The following is a 20,609-nucleotide window of genomic DNA, read 5'->3' on the forward strand; positions in this document are numbered from 1 at the left end:
CAACGAATCGGTTTTTCCTCCATTTCTTTATTGCTCGATCAGATTTATGAATAATTTGATTGCCCCGGGGACGCCTGCCGGCAACTGCCGGAAGAATGAAATCCCGGTGTACACGAATGTTCCTTCCCCATAGTTTGCCACTATTAGTGAACCGGTACTGGATGGCTCATCCGGATCCTGCATAATTAAGGGAGTTTGGTAGGCTGAATCAATGGCTGTCGCAAAGTAAAGGCCCCGCTCCTGCACCCAGTCTTCCAGATCCTGTTCATCCATTTTATTTGGCCTTGCCAAAACAGGACTTGTCCAATCAGCCGTCACAGGAGAACCCTGCACAGCCACCCGGTCCCTTCCGATTGTGAATGGAAATGGCCCAAGTTGATTTGTCAAAAGAGGTGAACTGGTACTGTATTGAACGATAAGATTTCCACCAGACCGGACATAGCCCATCAAGATCTGTTGGTTTGCAGCTAGGATTTCATTGGTATTGTAGGCTCGGATTCCTACCACAATTGCCTTAAACTGGCTCAAATAATCTAATGAATAATCCTCTGGACCGATCATTGTTACTTTGTATCCTAATGCCGAAAGCACTCCAGGCACATCGTCTCCCGCACCTGGTATGTACCCGATTTTTTCACCGGACACTTTCCAGTCTGCCTGAATCAGATTAAGTGACGCCGGGAAAAAGTAAGTCAGATTTGGAATATGTTTATAGGAAATTGTTTTGGTACTCTTATCATAGGATTTGCCATCTGGAGTAGTAAATCGGGCTGTCACTCTCTTTTTTCCACTTCCATTTGGTAAAAAAGCAACTTGGTAAACCCGCTTTTTCTGAATCATCACATCCTCAATGCTCAGTATTTTGAACTGGGTTTTATCCAAGCCTTCAAAATCAAGCTCTCCTTCCAAAAATTGGCTTTTAAAGCTTACAGAAACAGTTACAGTGGGATCAGCACCACCGATCAGGAAAACATTTTCTTTCGAAACCGCCAAGTCAACTTCAGGAACTATTACAAAGGGTTGCTTTACCTCCCCATCCACTTGATCATTGAATTTATATTTCAATGGAACCGAAACGGAAAATTGCTGATCTGCGATCCCAAAAGTCAAACTGCCCGAGGGAGTTGAATCATTGAATGGTTTCCCGATTTGGGCTTGGTCCCTCACATCATAGAGCGCACCGTCGATCGGATTTTCTAGCCAATAGGGTTGAGAATAGGAAGCGTCTTCAGGAATGGTAAAAACTACCGGCAATGCCTGAGTTTTGTTATCATTCAATTCTTCATTTTTACCTTGGAAATCAACCTCATTCATTTTGAAGTTAATTCCAAGGATTGCAAGAGATGATGGATTGTTAAAAACCAGTTCAGCCTTGATTTCCTCCCCGGGAAAACCCCATTCCTTTCGGACATTGAATTCAAATTCTAGTCCCAAGGCCTTAAAAATGGTTTGATCCAGTTTGGAGATTTTCTCGGTAACCCATGTTTCATTAGAATTTAATCCAAGCAAAGAAGACCTAAGTTTTAGCAAACCGGCCACATTTTTTTCAGGTTGGGTAAAATCAAAACCAGAAATCAACTGTGCAATTTGAGCTTTGATTTCCTTTCCTCCGGGGACGGCTTCCCAACGGTCAACCACTCCATCAAAGGCATTTTGGCTGTAATCTTCCCCACCTACCAATTGGATAAAATCCTTGGCATCTCCGATCCCCGCGGTGGCCCCAAAGCCCTGGGATTTGTGCATGGTTCGGCTATCTGCTGCAATTTGGTGATACGTTTCTCCTAAAAGTGGATCATACCCACCAACTTGGAAAATGTGGTATTTCTTTCCTTCCTCAGGTTTAAATTCTCCCTGAAAATTATAGGCATTGAAGAAAATCCGTTTGGGTTGCCAAGGTTTTACCCATTGCAATTGCTCTGGAAATGCAACTGATTTTCCGGCCAGTTCGAAGGCTTCTCCTGCCAAAATAGCCGAGGTCGTATGATGCCCATGGGTAACTCCCGGAATGGTATTGAAGCGTGTAATAATAATGTCTGGCTGGAATTTGCGGATAGCCCAAACCACATCGGCCAAAACCTTCTGCCTATCCCAGTTTTGAAGCGTCTCGTCAGGATTTTTGCTGTAGCCAAAATCCATCGCTCGGGTGAAAAATTGTCTTCCACCATCCGTTTCGCGGGCTTTGAGTAGTTCCTGTGTCCGAATCTGTCCTAATTCAATTCCCAGTTCTTTGCCAATAAGATTTTGCCCTCCATCGCCACGGGTCACGCTGAGGTATGCAACTTCGGCATGTTCTCCATTGACCAGATATGAGATCAGCCGCGTGTTTTCATCGTCAGGATGTGCAGCAACATAAAGAACCCGCTTTGTCTCCTTCAATTGAAGAAGCTGATGATAAATCTGAGAGGAAGGAATGGACTGAGCTTGAGTGTGGTAGCTAAAAAATCCAAATAAAACGTAAACAAACGTCTGAATCACCTTTGGTTTAAGCATAATGGGTTTTAATTGACGCAGTAAGCTATCTGAATCCTAAGCGAAATAAAAATATTTTGTGATCAATGGATAAAATTCCAATGGGCTAACTCACCTTTTTCCCGAAATTGTATAACCAACAGTAAATTCGAAAAAGTCAGCTTTGGCCTTGTGGGCTTTGATTTGCATCCCTGCAAACATGTTGTTGTCAAACCGGTACCTCGCCCCTATCCTCTCATAAAACCAGGTCATTTCCTGGTTCAATTCGTTCCGGTATAAGTAAGCCCCAAAGGCAATCGGTACATACAGTCTATCTGTAAGTTGCCATTCCCAAGATCCAACAACCGCAAGGGAAGTTTGGTCTTTAAAAGAAAAATCTTCCTCTGGAAATCTGGCTTCCATACCCTGAGCCCAAAACAAGTCAAGTCCTAAACCAAAACGGTATTTGTATAAGGGTTCTAAAAGGTAATTGACTCCCAATCCACCCCTGAAATAGGCCGGATCACCAATTTCATAATTTTTCATTCCGGTATATAAGGTCAAATTCCAAAATGTCCGGAGTGATTTTTTTGGGATTTCGGGAGCAGCATCCGGAATTGATTTGATGTCTCCGAGTTTGATTTTCATTGCGAGGTTCAATGGGAAAAGATTTATTCCGGCATTTGGCTTTTTGGTAGCACCATTCGAATAATGCTTCAATCCAAAACTTGCCTGAAGGTCGGTTCGCTCGGAAAACTTTATTGTGGAACTCAATCCCATGTTGATGTAGGCATTGATATTTGAACCGATGTATTTATTGTCTGGATTGGACAGTGAATCGTAAGGATTTAAGTTGAAGCCCACTCCAAGTTGGAGAAAATATCCAAAACTAACCCTTCTGCTATTTCTTGCTACCGAAAATGGAATTTCCATAAAACCATAGACCGCTTGAGGGCGGCCGATTTCCTCATAGTTTTCTAAGGCAGAATTAAATCCAAACCCCAATGTGGGATAACGGTATAAGTAATTGAATGGAGTATTGGAGATTTTACGCCAGCCGATTTTGAAATCGAGAGCCTTGTAATTCACGGCACCTTTCACTTTGTCACCCCAGTCTGTTCCATTACTAAGCATTGGTCCAGTTTCATAGGAAAAATTGAGAGATTTTTGAAATCTGGGTTCCTGTGCAAAAACACCAGTCACTAAAAAAACAAAAGAGAGAAAAAATCCAACCTTAATCAGTTTAAACATAATTTTTACAGCACAGGATTTGGGAAAGACAAAAGTATCTAAAAAACGAAAAGAAATAATAAACCCGGCCATTAGCAAAGGCCAAAAATTATTTGAAAAAAAATGGCCGACTTTTCAGCCGGCCATTCTCTTGTGTTGGAATTAATTTTCTTGCCAGTTTGGCCCAAGAAGCTCAACCAGCTTTTTGTTCAAAGCCTCAGCTTCTGCCGTATTTTTCAATCGGGTATGCACCTGGAACAGAATAATCATGATGTCTGTGTTGTCCGGTTTGATTTCAATTGCTTTGGTGAAATAAGGAACAGACTGCTTGTAAAAATCATCCGCTTGCTTGCCCAAAGTCTGAGACTGCTTTTCCCATTCTGCATCAGAGAGAGAATTCAAATCATTTAGAATCTTTCTAGACATCTCCAGCAACAAGGCGCCTGTATAGTAATTACCCTCGAAGAAGTTTGGATCAATTTCCACAGATTTCTTGTAGTCAGCTAATCCACCTTCCAAATCACCTGCCTGCTCTTTCAGGTATCCTGATCTCAACAAAAGGCCGGTATTATTTGGATCATTTGCAAGGGCATCTTTGATCTGAGCCATTGCTTCGTCCATTTTATTCAACTGAAGTAGAAGCTGAATTTCATATTCTGCCAAAACTTTATCAGTCGGATATTCAGCTTTTGCTTTGGTTACAAGTTCAAATGCAGCTTCCGGATTTTTTTCCTCAGTACTTAAAATCTGAACCATGAAATAGTAAGCATTCAACTTGTTGTATCCAGGTACGTCCAAAAGATATCCAAAGTGCCTTTTGGCCTCATCAAATTTACCAAGGTCATTGGCAAGGAAACCAGCGTTGTAATGGATGGTGGTATCCTTCAAATCAATTTCGCCAGCCAAATTGAAGAATTCATACGCCATTTCAGCGTCGTCAACATTGAATCTTTCGATCCCTTTGTCAAAGGCAAGATTCTTCAGAGTGAAAATAGAATATGGTCTGAGATTATCCGGTACTCCCGGCATATCCTCAGCATAAACTTCCTCACCTACTCCAGCAGTCTTGTCACTTCCGGCCATTTCGAAAGTCTTATTGTAAGTTTCCAATGCACTGGCCCCAAGAGTCACAGTCTCCATGGTATTGGAAGAATCGGCCCCAAACATTTTGGTTTCAATTTGTGCTTTCAGGAGGAATGTTGCAGGGTCACCGCTTGTTTCAGGATTTGTTGCAGCAGCGGTAATTGCAGTTAGAGCGGCTTCATAATTTCCGGATTTGTATCCTTTTTCAGCTTCTTTAACTACTTTCTTTTGTCCAAAGGCCAAGGTTGTCGCACCAACCAGTACCATTGATAAGATTAGCTTTTTCATTCGTGTTATTTTTCTTAATTGTTCGGTTATTCAGTTGTTTCTTCAGGTGTTTCGGAAGTTGGATTTTCAATTTCTGGAGAAGTTGGTTCTTCCAACTCTTCCTCTTTTGAAATCTTTTCAACCGAGGATATTTCATCTCCCTCTCCTACTCTAATCAACTTCACTCCTTGAGTCGCACGACCCATTACTCGTAATTGATCCATGGATATTCGGATCGTGATTCCAGACTTGTTGATGATCATCAAATCATCAGAATCAGTCACTTGCTTGATCGCAACCAAAGCACCGGTTTTGTCGGTGACATTCATTGCTTTCACGCCTTTTCCGCCACGGTTGGTAATTCTGTATTCCTCAAGTTCGGAACGTTTTCCATAACCTTTTTCGGACACTACCAAAAGTGTTGCGCTTTCCTCTGAGGCACAAACCATGCCAATGACATAATCTTTATCACCATTTAACGTTATGGCTTTTACGCCTGTCGCTGTTCTTCCCATTGGGCGAACGGCAGTTTCAGGAAAGTGAATTGCTCTTCCTGATTTTGCAGCGATCACAATATGCTGTTTTCCATTGGTCATGTTTACATTCACCAATTGGTCATCCTCCCTGATATTCAATGCAATAATACCATTGGAACGTGGGCGGCTGTATTGCTCAAGTGTGGTTTTCTTGATGACACCTTTTTTGGTGATCATGACCAAGAAGTGATTGTTGAGGTAATCCTGATCTTCCAAACTCTCCACCTGAATGATAGATCTGATTTTATCGTCAGATTCAATATTGATCAGATTTTGGATAGGTCGGCCTTTTGCTGTTTTTGAACCCTCTGGAATCGCGTAGGTTTTTAGCCAGAAAAGCTTTCCTTTATCTGTGAAAATCAATAGATAATTATGGGTGGATGCGGTAAAGATGTACTCCGTCCAATCGTCTTCTTTGGTGCTGACACCTCTGGATCCAACTCCACCACGGCCTTGAGTTCGGTATTCTGTCAGTGCGGTACGCTTCACATATCCCTGATGAGAAACGGTAATTACCACCTCTTCATTAGGAATCATATCCTCGTAGCTGAAATCTTCGGCATTGTGCTCGATCTCAGTACGGCGGTCATCTGAATACCTGTCCCTCACTTCCTGAAGTTCAGTTTTGATGATTTCCATCCGCTTGTCTTCGTTGGCAAGGATTTCTTTCAATTCCTCGATCAAGGCCATAATCTCTTTGTATTCCTGGATGATCTTATCGCGCTCCATGCCGGTAAGACGCTGCAATCTCATATCGAGAATCGCACGGGCCTGGATTTCGCTTAATTCAAATCGCTCCATCAAGCCATTTCGGGCAGATTCAGGATCCGGAGAACTTCTAATCAATGATATCACCTCATCCAAATGGTCCAAAGCAATCAGATATCCCTGAAGAATATGTGCTCGCTTTTCAGCCTCCTTCAGTTCGAATTCAGTTCTGCGGACCACGACTTCATGCCTGTGTGCCACATAATGAACAATAAGATCTTTAAGATTTAATGTATAAGGACGGCCCTTGACAAGTGCTACGTTATTAACTGAGAATGAAGTCTGTAGTGCAGTGTGCTTGTAAAGGTTATTCAATACCACGCTGGATATCGCGTCACGCTTGAGTTCGTACACAATCCGCATACCGGATCGGTCAGATTCATCACGAATAGCAGAGATACCTTCTATTTTTTTCTCGTTGATCAGGGCGGCGGTTTTTTCCACCATGTTCGCCTTGTTGACCATATATGGAATCTCAGTGATGACAATCATCTCCCGGTTTCCACCGTCTTTGATCTCCACATTGGCCTTTCCACGGACAACTATTCGGCCTCTACCGGTCTCAAATGCCGCTTTTACCCCATTGTAACCATAGATGATGCCTCCTGTCGGGAAATCAGGAGCGATGATAAACTTCATCAGTTCAGCTATGGTAATTTCTCTGTTTTCGATATAGGCTACAATACCATCGATGACTTCACCCAGGTTATGAGGAGCCATATTTGTGGCCATACCTACGGCGATACCTGAAGCCCCATTCAGTAGCAGTGCAGGTACTTTAGCCGGAAGAACTGTTGGTTCTTTTAGGGAATCGTCAAAGTTGAATTGGAAATCAACCGTGTCTTTGTTGATATCTACGAGCAATTCTTCAGCAATTCTTTTCAGCCTTGCTTCAGTGTATCGCATCGCAGCAGGATTGTCTCCGTCGACTGAGCCAAAGTTACCCTGTCCATCCACCATTGGATATCGCAAGGACCAATCCTGGGCCATCCGAACCATGGTCTCGTATACTGCAGAGTCACCATGAGGGTGGTATTTTCCCAAAACCTCACCTACGATTCTTGCTGACTTTTTATAAGGCTTGTTGTGTAAAACGCCAAGTTCTTGCATTCCATAAAGAATGCGTCTGTGAACTGGCTTAAGTCCGTCTCGGACATCAGGAAGTGCTCTTGAAACAATGACCGACATCGAGTAATCGATGTAGGCACCCCGCATTTCCTCCTCAATGTTAATTGGTATGATGTGCTCGTTCTCTCCTTGGGCCATATTGTACTTTTTCGCGCTTCAAATTAAGCTGCAAGATAGTAAAAACTGTAAGGTTACGAAACCCCTGATTCAAACCTTGTAGCCCATTCAAAGACTCAATACCACTGCCCGATTTTTCGGTTTTGCATATTAAAAATAGAACTGCCCCGGTATTCAATCCCGTCGTGTAGGTGTTTCATCACCACCCCACAGCCTCCGATTTTACATCTTTTTGTCCCGGGGATTTTGATAGCCAAACCGGCCAGCAAGCCATAGACATTTTGCTCAATGTTCTGAAATTCAGAAAAGTCAGATGCTGCATAGGTAAACTCTCTAAACTCAGCTCCACCTTTCAAAAACAGCTTGGCGTATTCTGAAAAATCATATTCAACCCGCATCGAAACTCCAAAGTAAGGATCCTCGGAGACCGCCAGTCTTGGAACATATGGAATGGATCCTGCATCAAGAGCCGGATCATAGGCGTTTTTAAGCTTCATTTTCCCAAACTCACCCTCCAAAATAAATCTCCAGGGATAATTTTGTCGTGCTCTTTGGGTGAGTTCGGATTGCATATACAGGTTATTGGTACTGTATCTTCTGTATTTCCATCTGAGAAATCCCTGACGGCGCTTGGCGTCGTAGAGCACCAAACCGACGGTTCCGTAGGTTTTACTGATTTGATAGGTCGAGCCTTCAAATGGGAATTCATAGTCATTTCCTCTCATTGGAGCCAAATTCCCCCATTCCATTCCATACCCTGCACCAATGGTTAGCAGGTTAAATAAATTGACTCTAACACCTCCATTAATAAGTGGGAAAATCCACTCATTACTCGACAAGGAAAGTGTGTCCTGAAGTGAATAGCTGGAACTTTCGAAGTTTTGATATTGGGATATGGGATAAAGTGATGGGTTTGGTGAGTAAAAATTGGTACTCATTTGGTGGTATGCCGCACCAGTGGAAATCTCCAACGCAAACATTTCCATCACATTGCGGACTACGTTTCCGACTCCTGATTCACTTTTTGGATTCTTTGCTTTCTCGCTAATCCCAAAAACATCCTCATCCTGAGCCCAGGAAGGAATTTGTACAAGCATGAAGGCAAAGGCGATGGGGAGAAGATTTCTTTTGGTCATGGTTTGATAACGAAAATCAGGAACAGTTTGTGTGAAAAAAAAAAAGCCTCTTTTTTTGGGAGGCTTCTTCAAATCTTTTGCCAATCGGTTTATTCACCAGACTTTATCTTTCCGTCGTCGTCTTTATCTTTCATTTCAGCCACCAGTTGATCCAGTTTTTCTTTCATCGCCGGATCCTCTTTGATTGCTCCGTTTACTTTATTGTAAGTGGCGACACCAAGTACCTTATCGTCTTTGATCAATTCAGTTTTGTATTCAACAACTGATTCCTGAAGAGAATCCTGAAAATCCTTGATTGCTTTATAGGCAGTTCTTTCTTCATCTGTCAACTTAATCACAGCCTCTTTTGCAGCATCTCCCCAGGCCACCTTGATCTCGTTGTACCTTGCTCCACCTTCGATGACCTCGTTGTTGAGAATCATATCCTTTAACTCTCCGGTTTTTTTCTCCACAAATTCTGATGTCATCACTTCAACGGTTGCGAACTTCTTAAGATCTTCCTCCGTAACCTCTTCTTCCACAGCAGCTTCCTGTGAAAATGCTGCCAAGTTCAATCCTCCAAAAAGGAACAAAAACATCCAAATCTTTCTCATACTTGTATTGGTTTTAAATGGTTAATTCTACAATAAAAAAGGGTTGGAAACCAAATCCAAGCAGAAAAAGGCCCGTTTAAGATATTTTATGATAAACGGCTTAAGAAAAAATTGAAAAGGCTCAAATTAACTTCAAACCGGCAATAGTTGCTTTAGGATCAGGGGAATGGAACACAAAACTTCCCGCTACCAACACATCTGCCCCTGCGGCAATCAGCTTTGGGGCATTTTCCAAATTCACTCCTCCATCAATCTCAATCATAGCCTGAGAGCCCTTTCTTAGTATCAGCTCCTTGAGTCTTTCCACTTTGGAAAAGGTGTTTTCTATAAACTTTTGGCCACCAAAACCAGGATTGACGGACATCAAACATACCAAATCAACCTCCGATATGATTTCCTCCAAAAGGTTCACAGAGGTGTGTGGATTGATGGCCACTCCGGCCTTGGCTCCCAATTTATGGATTGCCTGAAGCGTGCGATGCAAATGAGCACAGGCTTCGTAATGCACCGAAATGATCTCAGCTCCTGCCCTCCTAAACGATTCTAGGTAAGCATCCGGATTTACAATCATCAAATGCACATCCAAGGGCTTTTTTGCATGTTTATGGATGGCTTCTGTGACCGGAATACCAAAGGAAATATTGGGTACAAAAACTCCGTCCATAATATCCACATGGATGTAATCGGCCTTGGAGCCGTTAAGCATTTCTACTTCTTTTTGGAGATTGGCAAAATCGGCGGCGAGTATTGAGGGGGCAATCAAAGGAAACATGGCAATTACTTAAGCTTTACAAATCAAGTGAAATTCTTCTCTGTGCCAAAATCTCCTATTGTCTCAAAAGTTTGGTTTGTTTGACCAAAGCTCCTTCTCGCATCTGAATCAGATAAAGTCCCGGTTTGATGCCTTCCAATTGGACCTTGTATGGGGATTTTGGATCGTTACGGGTCAATTCCAATTGAATCAGAGTTCTTCCGGTCATTTCGATCAGCTCAAAGCTGCTTTTTAGACCGATACCAAAACGAATGGAAATTTCATTTTCGACCAATGGATTGGGGTAAACCTTCCAGTCAAGGTTTTCATTTTCCTCCACAGCCAGGATTTCTCCGTAAAGCGCATCAAAAAAGTTTGGGACACCATATCCCAGGAGGTTGTCGGGAGATTCATATTGGGTTGCACTCCGGATGAGTGCTTCGATCAACTCATCCTTGGTCCAATCAGGCCTTGCCTCCCAAAGTCCTGCCGCCAAAGCTGATATCTGAGGCGCTGAAAAAGAAGTACCGTTGGAAGATCCCACAGCTCCGTTGGATCTGATCAAAACCGGATTATCACCGAATGCGGCCAGTTCTGGCTTAAACCTGCCGTCGCCGGTTGGACCTCGAGAACTGAACCCGGAAACTCCTCCAGCTGTAGTAACCGAGCCGATGGAAATAATTCCCTTGGCATCTGCAGGTGCCACCAAACTGGAAACTCCTCTGGAACCATAATTCCCGACACTGTTTACGACTAAAATCCCTTTTTCCGCAGCTATTGTAGCTCCTTTTGTAATGGTTCCAGTTTCACCATTCAGATCTTCAATGGTATAATTCATAGCTGGATCATCAAAATCCCAATAACCGACTGAACTATTGATAATGTCCACTCCAAGGCTGTCTGCATATTCGGCCGCCCTGACCCAGTTGAATTCTTCGATTCGATATTCTGTAGCCACTTCCTCAGTCAGAACCAAAATGTAATCTGAGTCGTAAGCGCCTGAAACCAGTTTTCCGGGTTCATTTGCCGCGATTAGCGAAAGAACATTTGTCCCGTGCTGATTATCCATAAATACTTCCGTATTCCAGGGTCTTACAAAATCCCGCTGTCCCACGATTTGCTTGTTGCTCACCAGGTGTGATAGGGCCGAAGCGGTATTTGTCCCTGGGAATCCTGCATCAAAAACCGCAACAGTGACCCCATCTCCGGTATAGCCTTCCTCATGCATTTTGTCGATACCGATCAGCTGATTTTGAAAATCATAAGAGTTGGCGGAAATGGCAAGCTCGCGGGTGTTCAGCTTGGGTTCATTGCAGTTAGTTGCCAAAGTGACCGAAGCAAATACCTTATACCTCATTCTGGCATTTGGCATCGCAAGGAAATCATGGGCCACGAGTTCCACTTTTTGGACAAAAGGAAGGGCCTCCATTTGTTCTGCACCTTTCTGGTCAGTGACCAAAACAGCAGCATTCATCCATTTGCTGGAATAGAGAACATATTTGGAAATGGGTGCAACTTGCTCCAAATATTTCGCAGAAACCGGCAGGTCCAAACTATCAGCCTGGATTCCTTCTCTAGTTCTTCTATCGATTGCTTTTTGGGTTAAAAATTCCTGAGGCTTGGAAAGCGTCAAAGCAGATTGGGGTTTGTATTTGAAATAAACCGCATAGCGATCCTGAGCTTGGACCGTAAATCCAGCTACCAGAAACACCAAAAACCCCAAGCAAAATTTAATTCCTCCCATAGTCCACCAATTTCAAATGAGTCTTGCTGCCACCATTGATTAACAGATCGCCCAAGCAATCGTTCCGGGAACAATAGGTCAAAACTTCGTCATATTTTTCCAAAAGACCCACTTCCTCCCCAAACACTTCATACCGTATGTCGCGGATGGTTATTTTATCGTCCAGATTTTCCTGGGAAACTCTCACAGCAGAAATATCTTCAAATCCAGGAGTTTGGGATTGACCGGAAAATTCGATTTCAAAATCGTCATCTCCTTCGGACTGGTAGGATTTTCCGTTCCAAATTCTTCCAACCTGAGGTGGAAAAACCAAAGCAGCAAGCGGCAAATTGTTGGTCGTTCTGAGCAACAGCCTGTCCCGATAAATGAGGGTATATTCCAATTCGAAACTCCAGTCTGTCCGATCCGATGATTTGGTCCTTTCCACAATATAGGTCACTTCATTTTCAGCATTCAGATAAGAACTTCTGACTAAATCTTTGTAAAAATAATGAAAGGTTTCAGCATCATTTTCGCCGAAATAAATTGTCTCATCCACTTCGTATATCCAAAATAGCCCAATGCCCAAGGGTTGAAATTCCTGCTGCAAATCAAGCTCAGGTGATTCAGTCTTTTCTTCACAAGCTGTAAAAAGAAAGCTAAGTACCATCAAGAGCAATGGAAGCCGTTTTTGCATACCTAATATTTATTCTTAAAAATACATTCATTTTTCGGCTGCGTGGAAGGATTAGAGTTTTTTTTGATGCAGGTCAATTACTTTTCCGGGAAAAAAGGCCTGCTTACCTTAGCGCCCAATTCAATTTCTACCATGGCACTTAAGACTTTTGTCAAATTAAACAGTATTTCCAATCTCACCGAGGCCAGATATGGAGCGGGGATGTATGTCAACCTTTTGGGGTTTAATCTGAATGATCCTTCCGGAAAAATCATCGATCCGGAACTGTTCAAAGAAATCACCGGATGGGTATCCGGAGTGGAGTTTGTTGGGGAATTCACCTTTAATTCTAAGCCGAATCTTCTGGAAATTCTCAAAGATTACCCGGCTATCACATGGATTGAATATGATCAAATCGAGGAATTAAAATCCCTAGTAGGCAAAGGCTATTCCCTGATTTTTAAGGCGGACCTCGGAGGAATTCTTCACCTCGAACCCGAAGTCGCCCAAATTCTCAGCAAACAAGGGATCATTTTACATTTGACCTCTAAAAATGACCAACTATCCCAAGATCAACTTGCTGCAGTTAAAAAACTTGCCACAAACTGCAAGGTAATCCTTGGATCAGGCATCAATTCAAACAATGTAATGGACTTGGTCGAAACTTGTGAGATTTTTGGAATTTCCCTGAGCGGAGGGGAAGAAACCAAGCCCGGACTGAAAGATTTGGACCAGTTGGCCGATATCCTTGAAATACTTGAAACTGAGGAATAAAAGAAACCCCGACCGAAATTGGCCGGGGTTGTTTTGTTAACTATCCCACAAGTCTGTCAACTTATAGGGACTCTGAGTACCGGTGAAAAATTTCCCATCTACAAAACGATGTGAAATTCCGGTTGCTGCCAGAGCATCCATATCCTGCACATCCAAATTCAGATCTGCGGATTTTAAGTTTTCGATGATCCGACCTTGATTCGCAGATTTGGGAATAACGGCAATTCCTCTGGCAATCGACCAAGCAATCAAAACCTGACCAATCGTCGCAGAATGTTTTTTAGCAATAGAGCTAACCACAACATTTTCAAGTAGCGATGGATCGTTTTTATGTTTCTCACTTCGAGAATCCGGTGAACCCAGTGGTGAATAGGCTGTCATCAAAATCCCATTTTCGGAGCAAAATTTCACCAATTCTGCCTGTTGCAAAAATGGATGCATTTCGACCTGATTCATTTCAGGACCTTCTCCCCCCAACCCCAAAAGCTCTTTCAATTTGGGTTGGTTGAAGTTGGATACTCCAATATGCTTGGTCGATCCGCTGGCTTTTTGTTCCTGCATAGCTTCCCAAGTTTGAGTCAATGGCACATCCTGGTAGGTGTAATATTCTTCCCTGTGAGTGGCAAAACCAATTCCCGGTTTGAATGCAATCGGCCAATGCACCAAATACAAGTCCAAATAATCCAGGCGAAGGTCGCCCAAAGATTTTTCAAGGGCAGGCTTGACATCCTCGTGTCTGTGGCTGTCATTCCAAAGCTTTGAAGTCACGAAAAGGTCCTTTCGCTTGACCAATCCATCTCCCATTGCATCTGCAATTCCCTGACCGACTTCCCGCTCATTTTGGTAAATAGCAGCACAGTCAATATGCCGATAACCAGCCTCAATTGCCCAATAGACCGCCTGCCTCACCTCTCCGGGTTTACTTTTCCAAGTTCCTAAACCCAAGATGGGTACCTTATCTCCGTTCTTAAATTCCAGATTTTTCATGGTGTAGTTTTTACTGATTTCTCTAAAATAGTTGGGTTAAAACTTTATCCTAAAATGAATTTCATCTTTATAAATCTACTTCTTTTCTAGGTATTTTTTGAACTGGTGCATTACCCAAACATGAAACTTTGCCTGCGTACTCACATATACGTACCAAGGAAGTCTTGGTACGAACTCGTGAATAGCAGAGATAATGTATTTGCTGTCCAAGACCTCCCTAAACTCCAGCCAACCGTAATCAAACCGCTTCACCAACCATCCTCCTGTGATATAAAACAATTGTCGTTCCTTTTCGCTCCGATCTGGAATCAGGGTAAGTTGAAGCATAGGTTTTTTGCCCCATAGCAAATGAAACCCGATTTCACCTTTTTCATTCACTTTTCCATTGATCAAAAAACGGAAGTAACTCGGAAGCCAGAGATTATACCGTTTGGCAACCCAAAGGGCAGAGTTTCTTCCCGGATTACTCATCCGCTGGATTGACCTTACTGTATTTTTGACTCCTTTGTTTTTGAAAAAAGTTGGCAGATTTGGCGTTTCACTTGAATTTAAAGCGTCTTTCACCGAATCCTCAAAACTTTGGTAATTGATTACTTTTTCTTTGAAACTCAGTTCGGGTGTCACTATCAGAGTATGCCGTAGACTTTCTACCAATGGTGAAACCAACTGAGGTGGGCTTTCGCCAAATAACCCAACCCAAAACTTGGAAAGGCCGAGTGAAAAAACGGGGACAGAAAACACCAATCGCTTTTTGCCCATTACTCTGGAGGTTCTTTCAAGCATGCTTCGATAGGACATGACTTCAGGACTGCCGATTTCAATCACTTTTCCAAACACATCTGGATTACTAATACAGGAATCAAGTATCTCCAGCGTGTTTTTTAGAGAAATGGGCTGGGTCATGGATTCGGTCCACTTTGGGCACATCAGCACTGGGAGTTTCCGCACCAGGTTTTTGATCATATCAAAACTCGATCCTCCAGGACCAACAATTATCGAGGCCCTAAGGGCGGTAAGTTTTGACTTTCTGGACCCAAGAGTTCGTTCCACTTCCAGCCGGCTTTTCAGATGCCGAGAGAGCTTTTCCTCCTGCTCATCTGGCAGAAGTCCTCCGAGGTAAATGATTTGACGGACACCATTGATGGCAGCAGCCCGGCTAAAATTATCTGCAAGCAACAGATCAGTATCCTCAAAACTCCCCTGATTGAGCCGAGTCGATGCATTCATGGAGTGAACCAAATAAATCGCCACATCCACCCCTTTCAAAGCCTCTACCGTCGAAGTAATCGAGTATAGCTCCACCTGTCTCCATTCCACCTCTGGGAAAGGATTCGATTTAACCTGTTGCCTACTTAACCCAATCAGATTATACTTATCACGGTAACGTTTAATAAACCAGCTTCCAATGTATCCTCCTGCACCTGCGATGGCAACTGTGAGTTTTTGGCTATCTACATGAGGGCTGGAATCGTGCATAAAAAAAGGCTGAGTTGGAAAATGAAACCAACTCAGCCTTCCTCTGTTTATTTTTTCTCTTTATTTAAGCGCAAATTCCCTTGCTTTAATATTAGTAAAATACTTGGTGATCATGTTGGGCACTTCCCAAACTGGCATTTTCCCGGCATTATAATATTCCAAAAACCGCTCAGTCACCTGCGCAAAATGCGCTTCGTGCCCATTATGATAAGAATCAGGAACGATCACTTGGTATTCGCCAGAAGGCATTTTCATCAAATCAATACCCGGATACTTAGCCTGAAGTGTTTCTTTTACCGCCTTTTCCAATTGAGCCACCTCCGAATCGATCAACTCCACATACAAAGCAGGTCGATAGTTTTCATCTTTTCCCTGACGGATAATCAGATTGGCTTTGGTACCGCGCATCATGCTGTAATGGGTGTCTGCACTTCCTTCCGGTGCCTGAAAATTCCAGATAACACTTGCTTTTGCATGCTTGCCTTTCAGCGTGTAGTTCATTTCTCCGTTTGAAAAAACCTCCAATTTGCCATCCTTAACATCCTTTTGAAGAAAATCTGAGAATTCGGTTTTGCCCGTCACTTTCTGGAATTCCTCTAAAGTCAGTGAAGTCGCCCATCTTTTTGCGGAAAGCATCTGAACATCCGTAGTATCCAAAATCACTTCAGGAAACGCCTCCCACTGAATCAAATCCACCAAGTGCGTCGTCACATCCAAAATTCCGTCGCCTTCCGTGTTCACATCAAAAAACCAATCCGGCCGGATCAATGGCGAACCTGAAACGTATTTGAAGAAATGGTGAACCGATTCTTTGGTGATCGCGGGATTCTCAGGCGTGCCTGTCTCAAGCTCCCCAAAAACATCCGGTATCATGGAAATTTCCCGCTGAAGCAAAGTGGTAATCTCAAACCGCTCCGTCATGATATCAAAAAGCAGGAGATTCTTTTCCTCGGCAAGCTGAAATGCTTTCACCAATTTCTTGAATCCTTCAGGATTGATCACCAAAGGTTTGTCGGCATAAACATGGATTCCGTTTTCGATTGCCGCCAGGATATAATCCACCTTTCGGTCGTTCTTTCCAGCCACCATCATCACATTTCCGGGCTTTTGGGAAATCATTTTTTGCAGGAAATCTGCACCTGTGTACACTTCCAGATTCCAGGCAGTGGGATTTTCAGGACGGTTGTTATATCCGGCAATCCGATTCAGGTGATCTTTGAGCTCCGGTCCTTCCGGAGCAAAAATATAAACCGTGGAATCCACTGAAGGATACATGGATTTGTGGATCAATCCGGCATGAAAATGCCCCGGATCCAAAGTCATGATTCTCACTTTTGAATCGGATTCAGCATTTTCTGTTTTCACCTCTGGGCTGGAACAAGAAACGGCAAAAAGGGCCAATGCGGCCCCCATTTTAATTTTATTGGAATACATAGTTTCAATTTTAGGAAATACCAAAAGTGGAATCAGTTAAATAATCGGATAACAGGTAATCAGACTTTCACATAATCTGTTCCCCATGGTTTTCGCTGGGTTCTGCTGAGATGGCTGTTGGCTTCCGTGTCGTTGACAAACTGCTCTTTGGCAGGATCCCATTCCAGTCTTCTTCCCAGTTTCATTGCGACATGGCTTACCAGACATACAGAGCAGGCTCTGTGACCAATTTCAACAGGAGAAAGCAATTCGCCTTTGCCTTGGATTGCGTCTAGCCAATTGCCATGGTGCTCGGTGCTTCGGGTCAGGCGTATTTCACCTTCACCGATGACGGATTGCAAAATCTTCGGATCGGATGCGTCGAGTGCTTTAGCACTGTTACCGGCCACAACCGGATCTGAGGAAGAAGCGACATAATTACCTCTTGATACCCAAATCCATCCCTCAGTTCCCTCGTAGCGGATTCCATTTGGATATCCTCCCGAGGTTAGCATGGTAATACCATTGTCATATTCTGCTTTGACCATGAAATCACCATGGACATTCCAAAGTCCGGATCTCGGAAATTCTGCTACTGCTTCAATAAATCTTGGTCCAGTCAGTTCGGTATCCATTCCCCAAGCTGCTGAATCAAAATGGTGTTGACCCCAGCCGGTAATCATCCCAGCACCATAATTCTCAAGCCTGAGCCATCCAGGACGGCTGTAATCGTTTTGCGGATGAACGCCGATTTCGGTATAATCCACCTCTGGAGTAGATCCCAGCCACATGCCAAAATTGAGATTTGAAGGGATCGGCATTACTGGTGCTGCCGGACCGGCTGGATCTCCGGGTAGGCCGATTCTTACCGTATGAAGTTTTCCTATTCGACCGTTTCTCACCAATTCAGCAGCCACACGGAATTGCTCGCTGGATCGCTGTTGTGTTCCCAATTGAAGTACTACTCCGGTTTTATTGACCACATTGACCAATTGTCTGCCTTCACGGATGGTCAGAGAAGTTGGTTTTTGGACATAGATATGCTTTCCTGCCAAAGCAGCTTCCATAGCCGGCTGAGAATGCCAATGGTCTGGTGTGGAAATGATCACTGCGTCGATGTCCTTGCTGAGAAGCATTTCACGGTAGTTGCCATATTGCTTCACATCCATGTATTTCTCACCAAGCTTTTTGGTGTAATACTCCTCAATCAATTTTTTCCCATCAGCCATCCGCTTGCTGTCCACATCGGAGACAGCCACAATCCGGGCTACATCATGCTGCCAAGTTCCGGGTAAATCATGATCCCGGGCAATTCTACCACAACCGATTTGGCCGATGTTGATCTTGTTGCTTGGGGCATTTTTGCCAAAAACAGAGGCAGGTACAATCGTTGGAAACCCAAAAGCAGCCGTTGCCAGAGCGGTTTTTTTTATAAAATCTCTTCTTTCCATAGCTATAATATCAGGTAGTAAAGGGTCTATTTATTTCACAAATGCTCTCCAATAAGCTTCGGCCTCCTCAGGCGAAAGTTCTCCATCGAAGGCAATCATTCTGTATTTCAAGGTATATCGTTGATCGGGCTGGATTTCCCAAGATTCGTGTCGAATCGGACAAAATTCGATAAAAACATTTCCCTCTCCTTTGTATTGACCCAACGGCCACACACGAAGCGGTTCGGGATGGGATTTATTGGTATTGTGGCTTAGAAAAAGAATACCGCTTTGTCCTGAAGCATCGGCAGTTTTGCCTTTCACGATAATCCATTTGGCATTGGAGCCATCGGCATCTTTCCGGCTTTTCCCTTCAGAAGTCAGGATTGTGCTGTTCGCATCTCCCCACAATTCAGTGGCTCTAAAACCAATTCCACCACCGTATCTGTAGTCGTCCAAAAGGATTCCGCCGGGGATTTTGGTGGATATCGTCGTGGTATAATCGACCATATACCGACCTTTGTCAGCCGGTTTTACTTTGATGCGAAGGTCTTCTTCAATGGCCAACTTCTCACTTTCCGGAGCTTTTAGATCCAAGTGATTTTGTCGGACATTCAACTCAGCTGCACCGCCAGCCACTTTTTTGGAGAGGATTTTTGCAAAGTCTACGCGACCCTTTCCGTCCCCCAAATTCCAAAAATCCACCTCTCTCCCACTGATGGTGGCACGTGTCCAAGGCCCCCAAATCCCGTAATGGTGGTAATGATCCGGAGGTTGCACTCGACTGAGAACCTGGCCACTAGGCGAGGTAATTGGGTGGATAAAGCCTGATTTTTTAAAGTCAGCTTTCACACCTTCCGGCACTTCGGTGGTGGCTGTCTGATAGGTCAAAACACGCTGATTGTCAATCAGAAAATCCACTCCGCTGGAAGTTTCTTTCAGATCTACTTTTTGCGAAAACGATGCCGTAGAAAAAACCAGAAAAAAGAGCTGTCCAAGGAAAATGCTTTTGAAACGCATTGAAAATTGAGGTTATTGGGCTTGAGAATTCAAGTTATCAAAATCTCACACAAAGACTCAAGTCAATTATCCCATTAACCTATGAAGCGTCCCATTTTCTACGCAATCGTTTTCCTGTTCACCCTGAATTTTGCCTGCGCACAAAGCCTTGAAGAAGTCACTTTGGATCAGGCCTGGAAAGACAAAATCCAATCTCTTGCACCCGAAAAGGCCACTTTCCCTGCTAAAAAGAAAAACATCCTGGTCTTCTCCCTGCACACCGGATTCAACCATTGGGTGATCCCGCATACCGAAGAAATGCTCAAAATCGTCGGGGAAAAAAGCGGGACTTTTTCCGTGACCGGCAGCAAGGATATCGCTGAATTTGAAGCCAAAAACCTTAAAAAGTATGACGCCGTGATCCTGAACAATACCTGCTCGATCGGTGATCACCGCAATCTTTTCTGGGACAAATTGAAGGAAAATACCGCTGTGGATTCAGCAACTTCTATGAAAAAAGCCTTGGAACTGGAAGCTAATCTACTCAGGTACGTCGAAAAAGGTGGCGGTTTGCTGGTTGTTCACGGTGGGGTGACGACACTGAACAATTCCTGGGATTTTAGCCGTTTATTGGGGGCAAGCTTCGACTACCATCCAAAACAACAGCCTATTCAGGTAAGATTGGAAGATCCAAAACACCCCTTGGTGCAGGCCTTCCCAGCAGAAGGTTTCAATCACGTCGACGAACCCTATTTCTACAAAAACGCCTATGCCGAGCTGGATTTCAAACCTTTGCTCTACTTCAACAACTCGGAGATTGAAAGCCAAAGAAAAGGTCAGGAACTGACCGAAGGAAAAACCTATGTCGCTTGGATCAGACCTGAAGGCAAAGGAAAAGTGATGTACATCTCACCTTCTCACAATGCGCAGAGTTTTGAAAACCCAGATTTACTTCAATTCTACCTAGATGGGATGCAGTATGTGGCGGGTGATGTAGAATGCGATGAAACCCCTTTGAAGAAATAAGGATTTCGGATTTCGGATTTCGGATTTTGGATTTCGGATTTTGGATTT

At 43.6% G+C, this 20,609-nt stretch carries 16 protein-coding genes; 2 read left to right on the plus strand and 14 right to left on the minus strand.

Features of this window, described 5'->3' with window-relative positions; all coding sequences use genetic code 11:
- Positions 1-27 precede the first annotated feature (27 nt).
- The 9 genes from B0E43_RS15825 to B0E43_RS15865 form a co-directional block, all read right to left on the minus strand.
- A complete protein-coding gene (locus B0E43_RS15825) occupies positions 28-2,490 on the minus strand; it encodes a PIG-L family deacetylase (RefSeq protein ID WP_077351483.1) in 2,463 nt (820 codons plus the stop codon).
- 90 nt (positions 2,491-2,580) lie between these two features.
- Positions 2,581-3,699 (minus strand): acyloxyacyl hydrolase, encoded by a 1,119-nt coding sequence (locus B0E43_RS15830; protein WP_168171959.1) that lies wholly within the window; start codon positions 3,697-3,699, stop codon positions 2,581-2,583.
- 141 nt (positions 3,700-3,840) lie between these two features.
- Positions 3,841-5,049, minus strand: coding sequence for a lipopolysaccharide assembly protein LapB (locus B0E43_RS15835; RefSeq protein ID WP_077351487.1), 1,209 nt, complete (start codon positions 5,047-5,049; stop codon positions 3,841-3,843).
- Between the two features lie 26 nt (positions 5,050-5,075).
- Entirely contained in the window at positions 5,076-7,598 is a 2,523-nt protein-coding gene (gene gyrA / locus B0E43_RS15840; RefSeq protein WP_077351489.1) for a DNA gyrase subunit A, read from the minus strand.
- A 95-nt stretch (positions 7,599-7,693) separates the two neighbouring features.
- Positions 7,694-8,713, minus strand: a complete 1,020-nt coding sequence (locus tag B0E43_RS15845) for a hypothetical protein (RefSeq protein ID WP_077351619.1) — start codon at positions 8,711-8,713, stop codon at positions 7,694-7,696.
- An 89-nt stretch (positions 8,714-8,802) separates the two neighbouring features.
- Positions 8,803-9,306, minus strand: a complete 504-nt coding sequence (locus tag B0E43_RS15850) for a hypothetical protein (RefSeq protein WP_077351491.1) — start codon at positions 9,304-9,306, stop codon at positions 8,803-8,805.
- A 121-nt stretch (positions 9,307-9,427) separates the two neighbouring features.
- On the minus strand, positions 9,428-10,078 hold the full coding sequence (rpe, locus tag B0E43_RS15855; RefSeq protein WP_077351493.1) for a ribulose-phosphate 3-epimerase: 651 nt from the start codon (positions 10,076-10,078) through the stop codon (positions 9,428-9,430).
- A 55-nt stretch (positions 10,079-10,133) separates the two neighbouring features.
- Entirely contained in the window at positions 10,134-11,801 is a 1,668-nt protein-coding gene (locus B0E43_RS15860; RefSeq protein ID WP_077351495.1) for a S8 family serine peptidase, read from the minus strand.
- Positions 11,788-12,477: a hypothetical protein gene (locus tag B0E43_RS15865; RefSeq protein WP_077351497.1), complete on the minus strand. Its 690-nt coding sequence runs from the start codon at positions 12,475-12,477 to the stop codon at positions 11,788-11,790. The genes B0E43_RS15860 and B0E43_RS15865 overlap by 14 nt, the downstream gene beginning before the upstream one ends.
- 132 nt (positions 12,478-12,609) lie before the next feature.
- Between B0E43_RS15865 and B0E43_RS15870 the strand changes: the two genes are divergently transcribed.
- A complete protein-coding gene (locus B0E43_RS15870; protein WP_077351621.1) occupies positions 12,610-13,230 on the plus strand; it encodes a phosphoribosylanthranilate isomerase in 621 nt (206 codons plus the stop codon).
- A 36-nt stretch (positions 13,231-13,266) separates the two neighbouring features.
- On the opposite strand, the gene B0E43_RS15875 is transcribed toward B0E43_RS15870, so the two are convergent.
- From B0E43_RS15875 to B0E43_RS15895, 5 genes are all read right to left on the minus strand, one after another.
- Positions 13,267-14,217 carry an aldo/keto reductase gene (locus B0E43_RS15875; protein ID WP_077351499.1) on the minus strand — a complete coding sequence of 317 codons (951 nt, stop codon included), beginning with the start codon at positions 14,215-14,217 and terminating at the stop codon, positions 13,267-13,269.
- Between the two features lie 75 nt (positions 14,218-14,292).
- A complete protein-coding gene (locus B0E43_RS15880; protein WP_077351501.1) occupies positions 14,293-15,693 on the minus strand; it encodes an NAD-dependent epimerase/dehydratase family protein in 1,401 nt (466 codons plus the stop codon).
- A 60-nt stretch (positions 15,694-15,753) separates the two neighbouring features.
- Positions 15,754-17,127, minus strand: a complete 1,374-nt coding sequence (locus B0E43_RS15885) for a putative oxidoreductase C-terminal domain-containing protein (protein ID WP_077351503.1) — start codon at positions 17,125-17,127, stop codon at positions 15,754-15,756.
- A 59-nt stretch (positions 17,128-17,186) separates the two neighbouring features.
- Positions 17,187-18,557: a Gfo/Idh/MocA family protein gene (locus B0E43_RS15890; RefSeq protein ID WP_077351505.1), complete on the minus strand. Its 1,371-nt coding sequence runs from the start codon at positions 18,555-18,557 to the stop codon at positions 17,187-17,189.
- 30 nt (positions 18,558-18,587) lie between these two features.
- On the minus strand, positions 18,588-19,556 hold the full coding sequence (locus B0E43_RS15895) for a PmoA family protein (RefSeq protein ID WP_077351507.1): 969 nt from the start codon (positions 19,554-19,556) through the stop codon (positions 18,588-18,590).
- Between the two features lie 81 nt (positions 19,557-19,637).
- Here B0E43_RS15895 and B0E43_RS15900 point away from each other — a divergent pair, with 81 nt between their 5' ends.
- On the plus strand, positions 19,638-20,561 hold the full coding sequence (locus B0E43_RS15900) for a ThuA domain-containing protein (protein WP_077351509.1): 924 nt from the start codon (positions 19,638-19,640) through the stop codon (positions 20,559-20,561).
- The last annotated feature ends 48 nt before the right edge of the window (positions 20,562-20,609 follow it).

The organism is Algoriphagus sp. A40, from assembly GCF_002002735.1.
Taxonomy (GTDB): domain Bacteria; phylum Bacteroidota; class Bacteroidia; order Cytophagales; family Cyclobacteriaceae; genus Algoriphagus.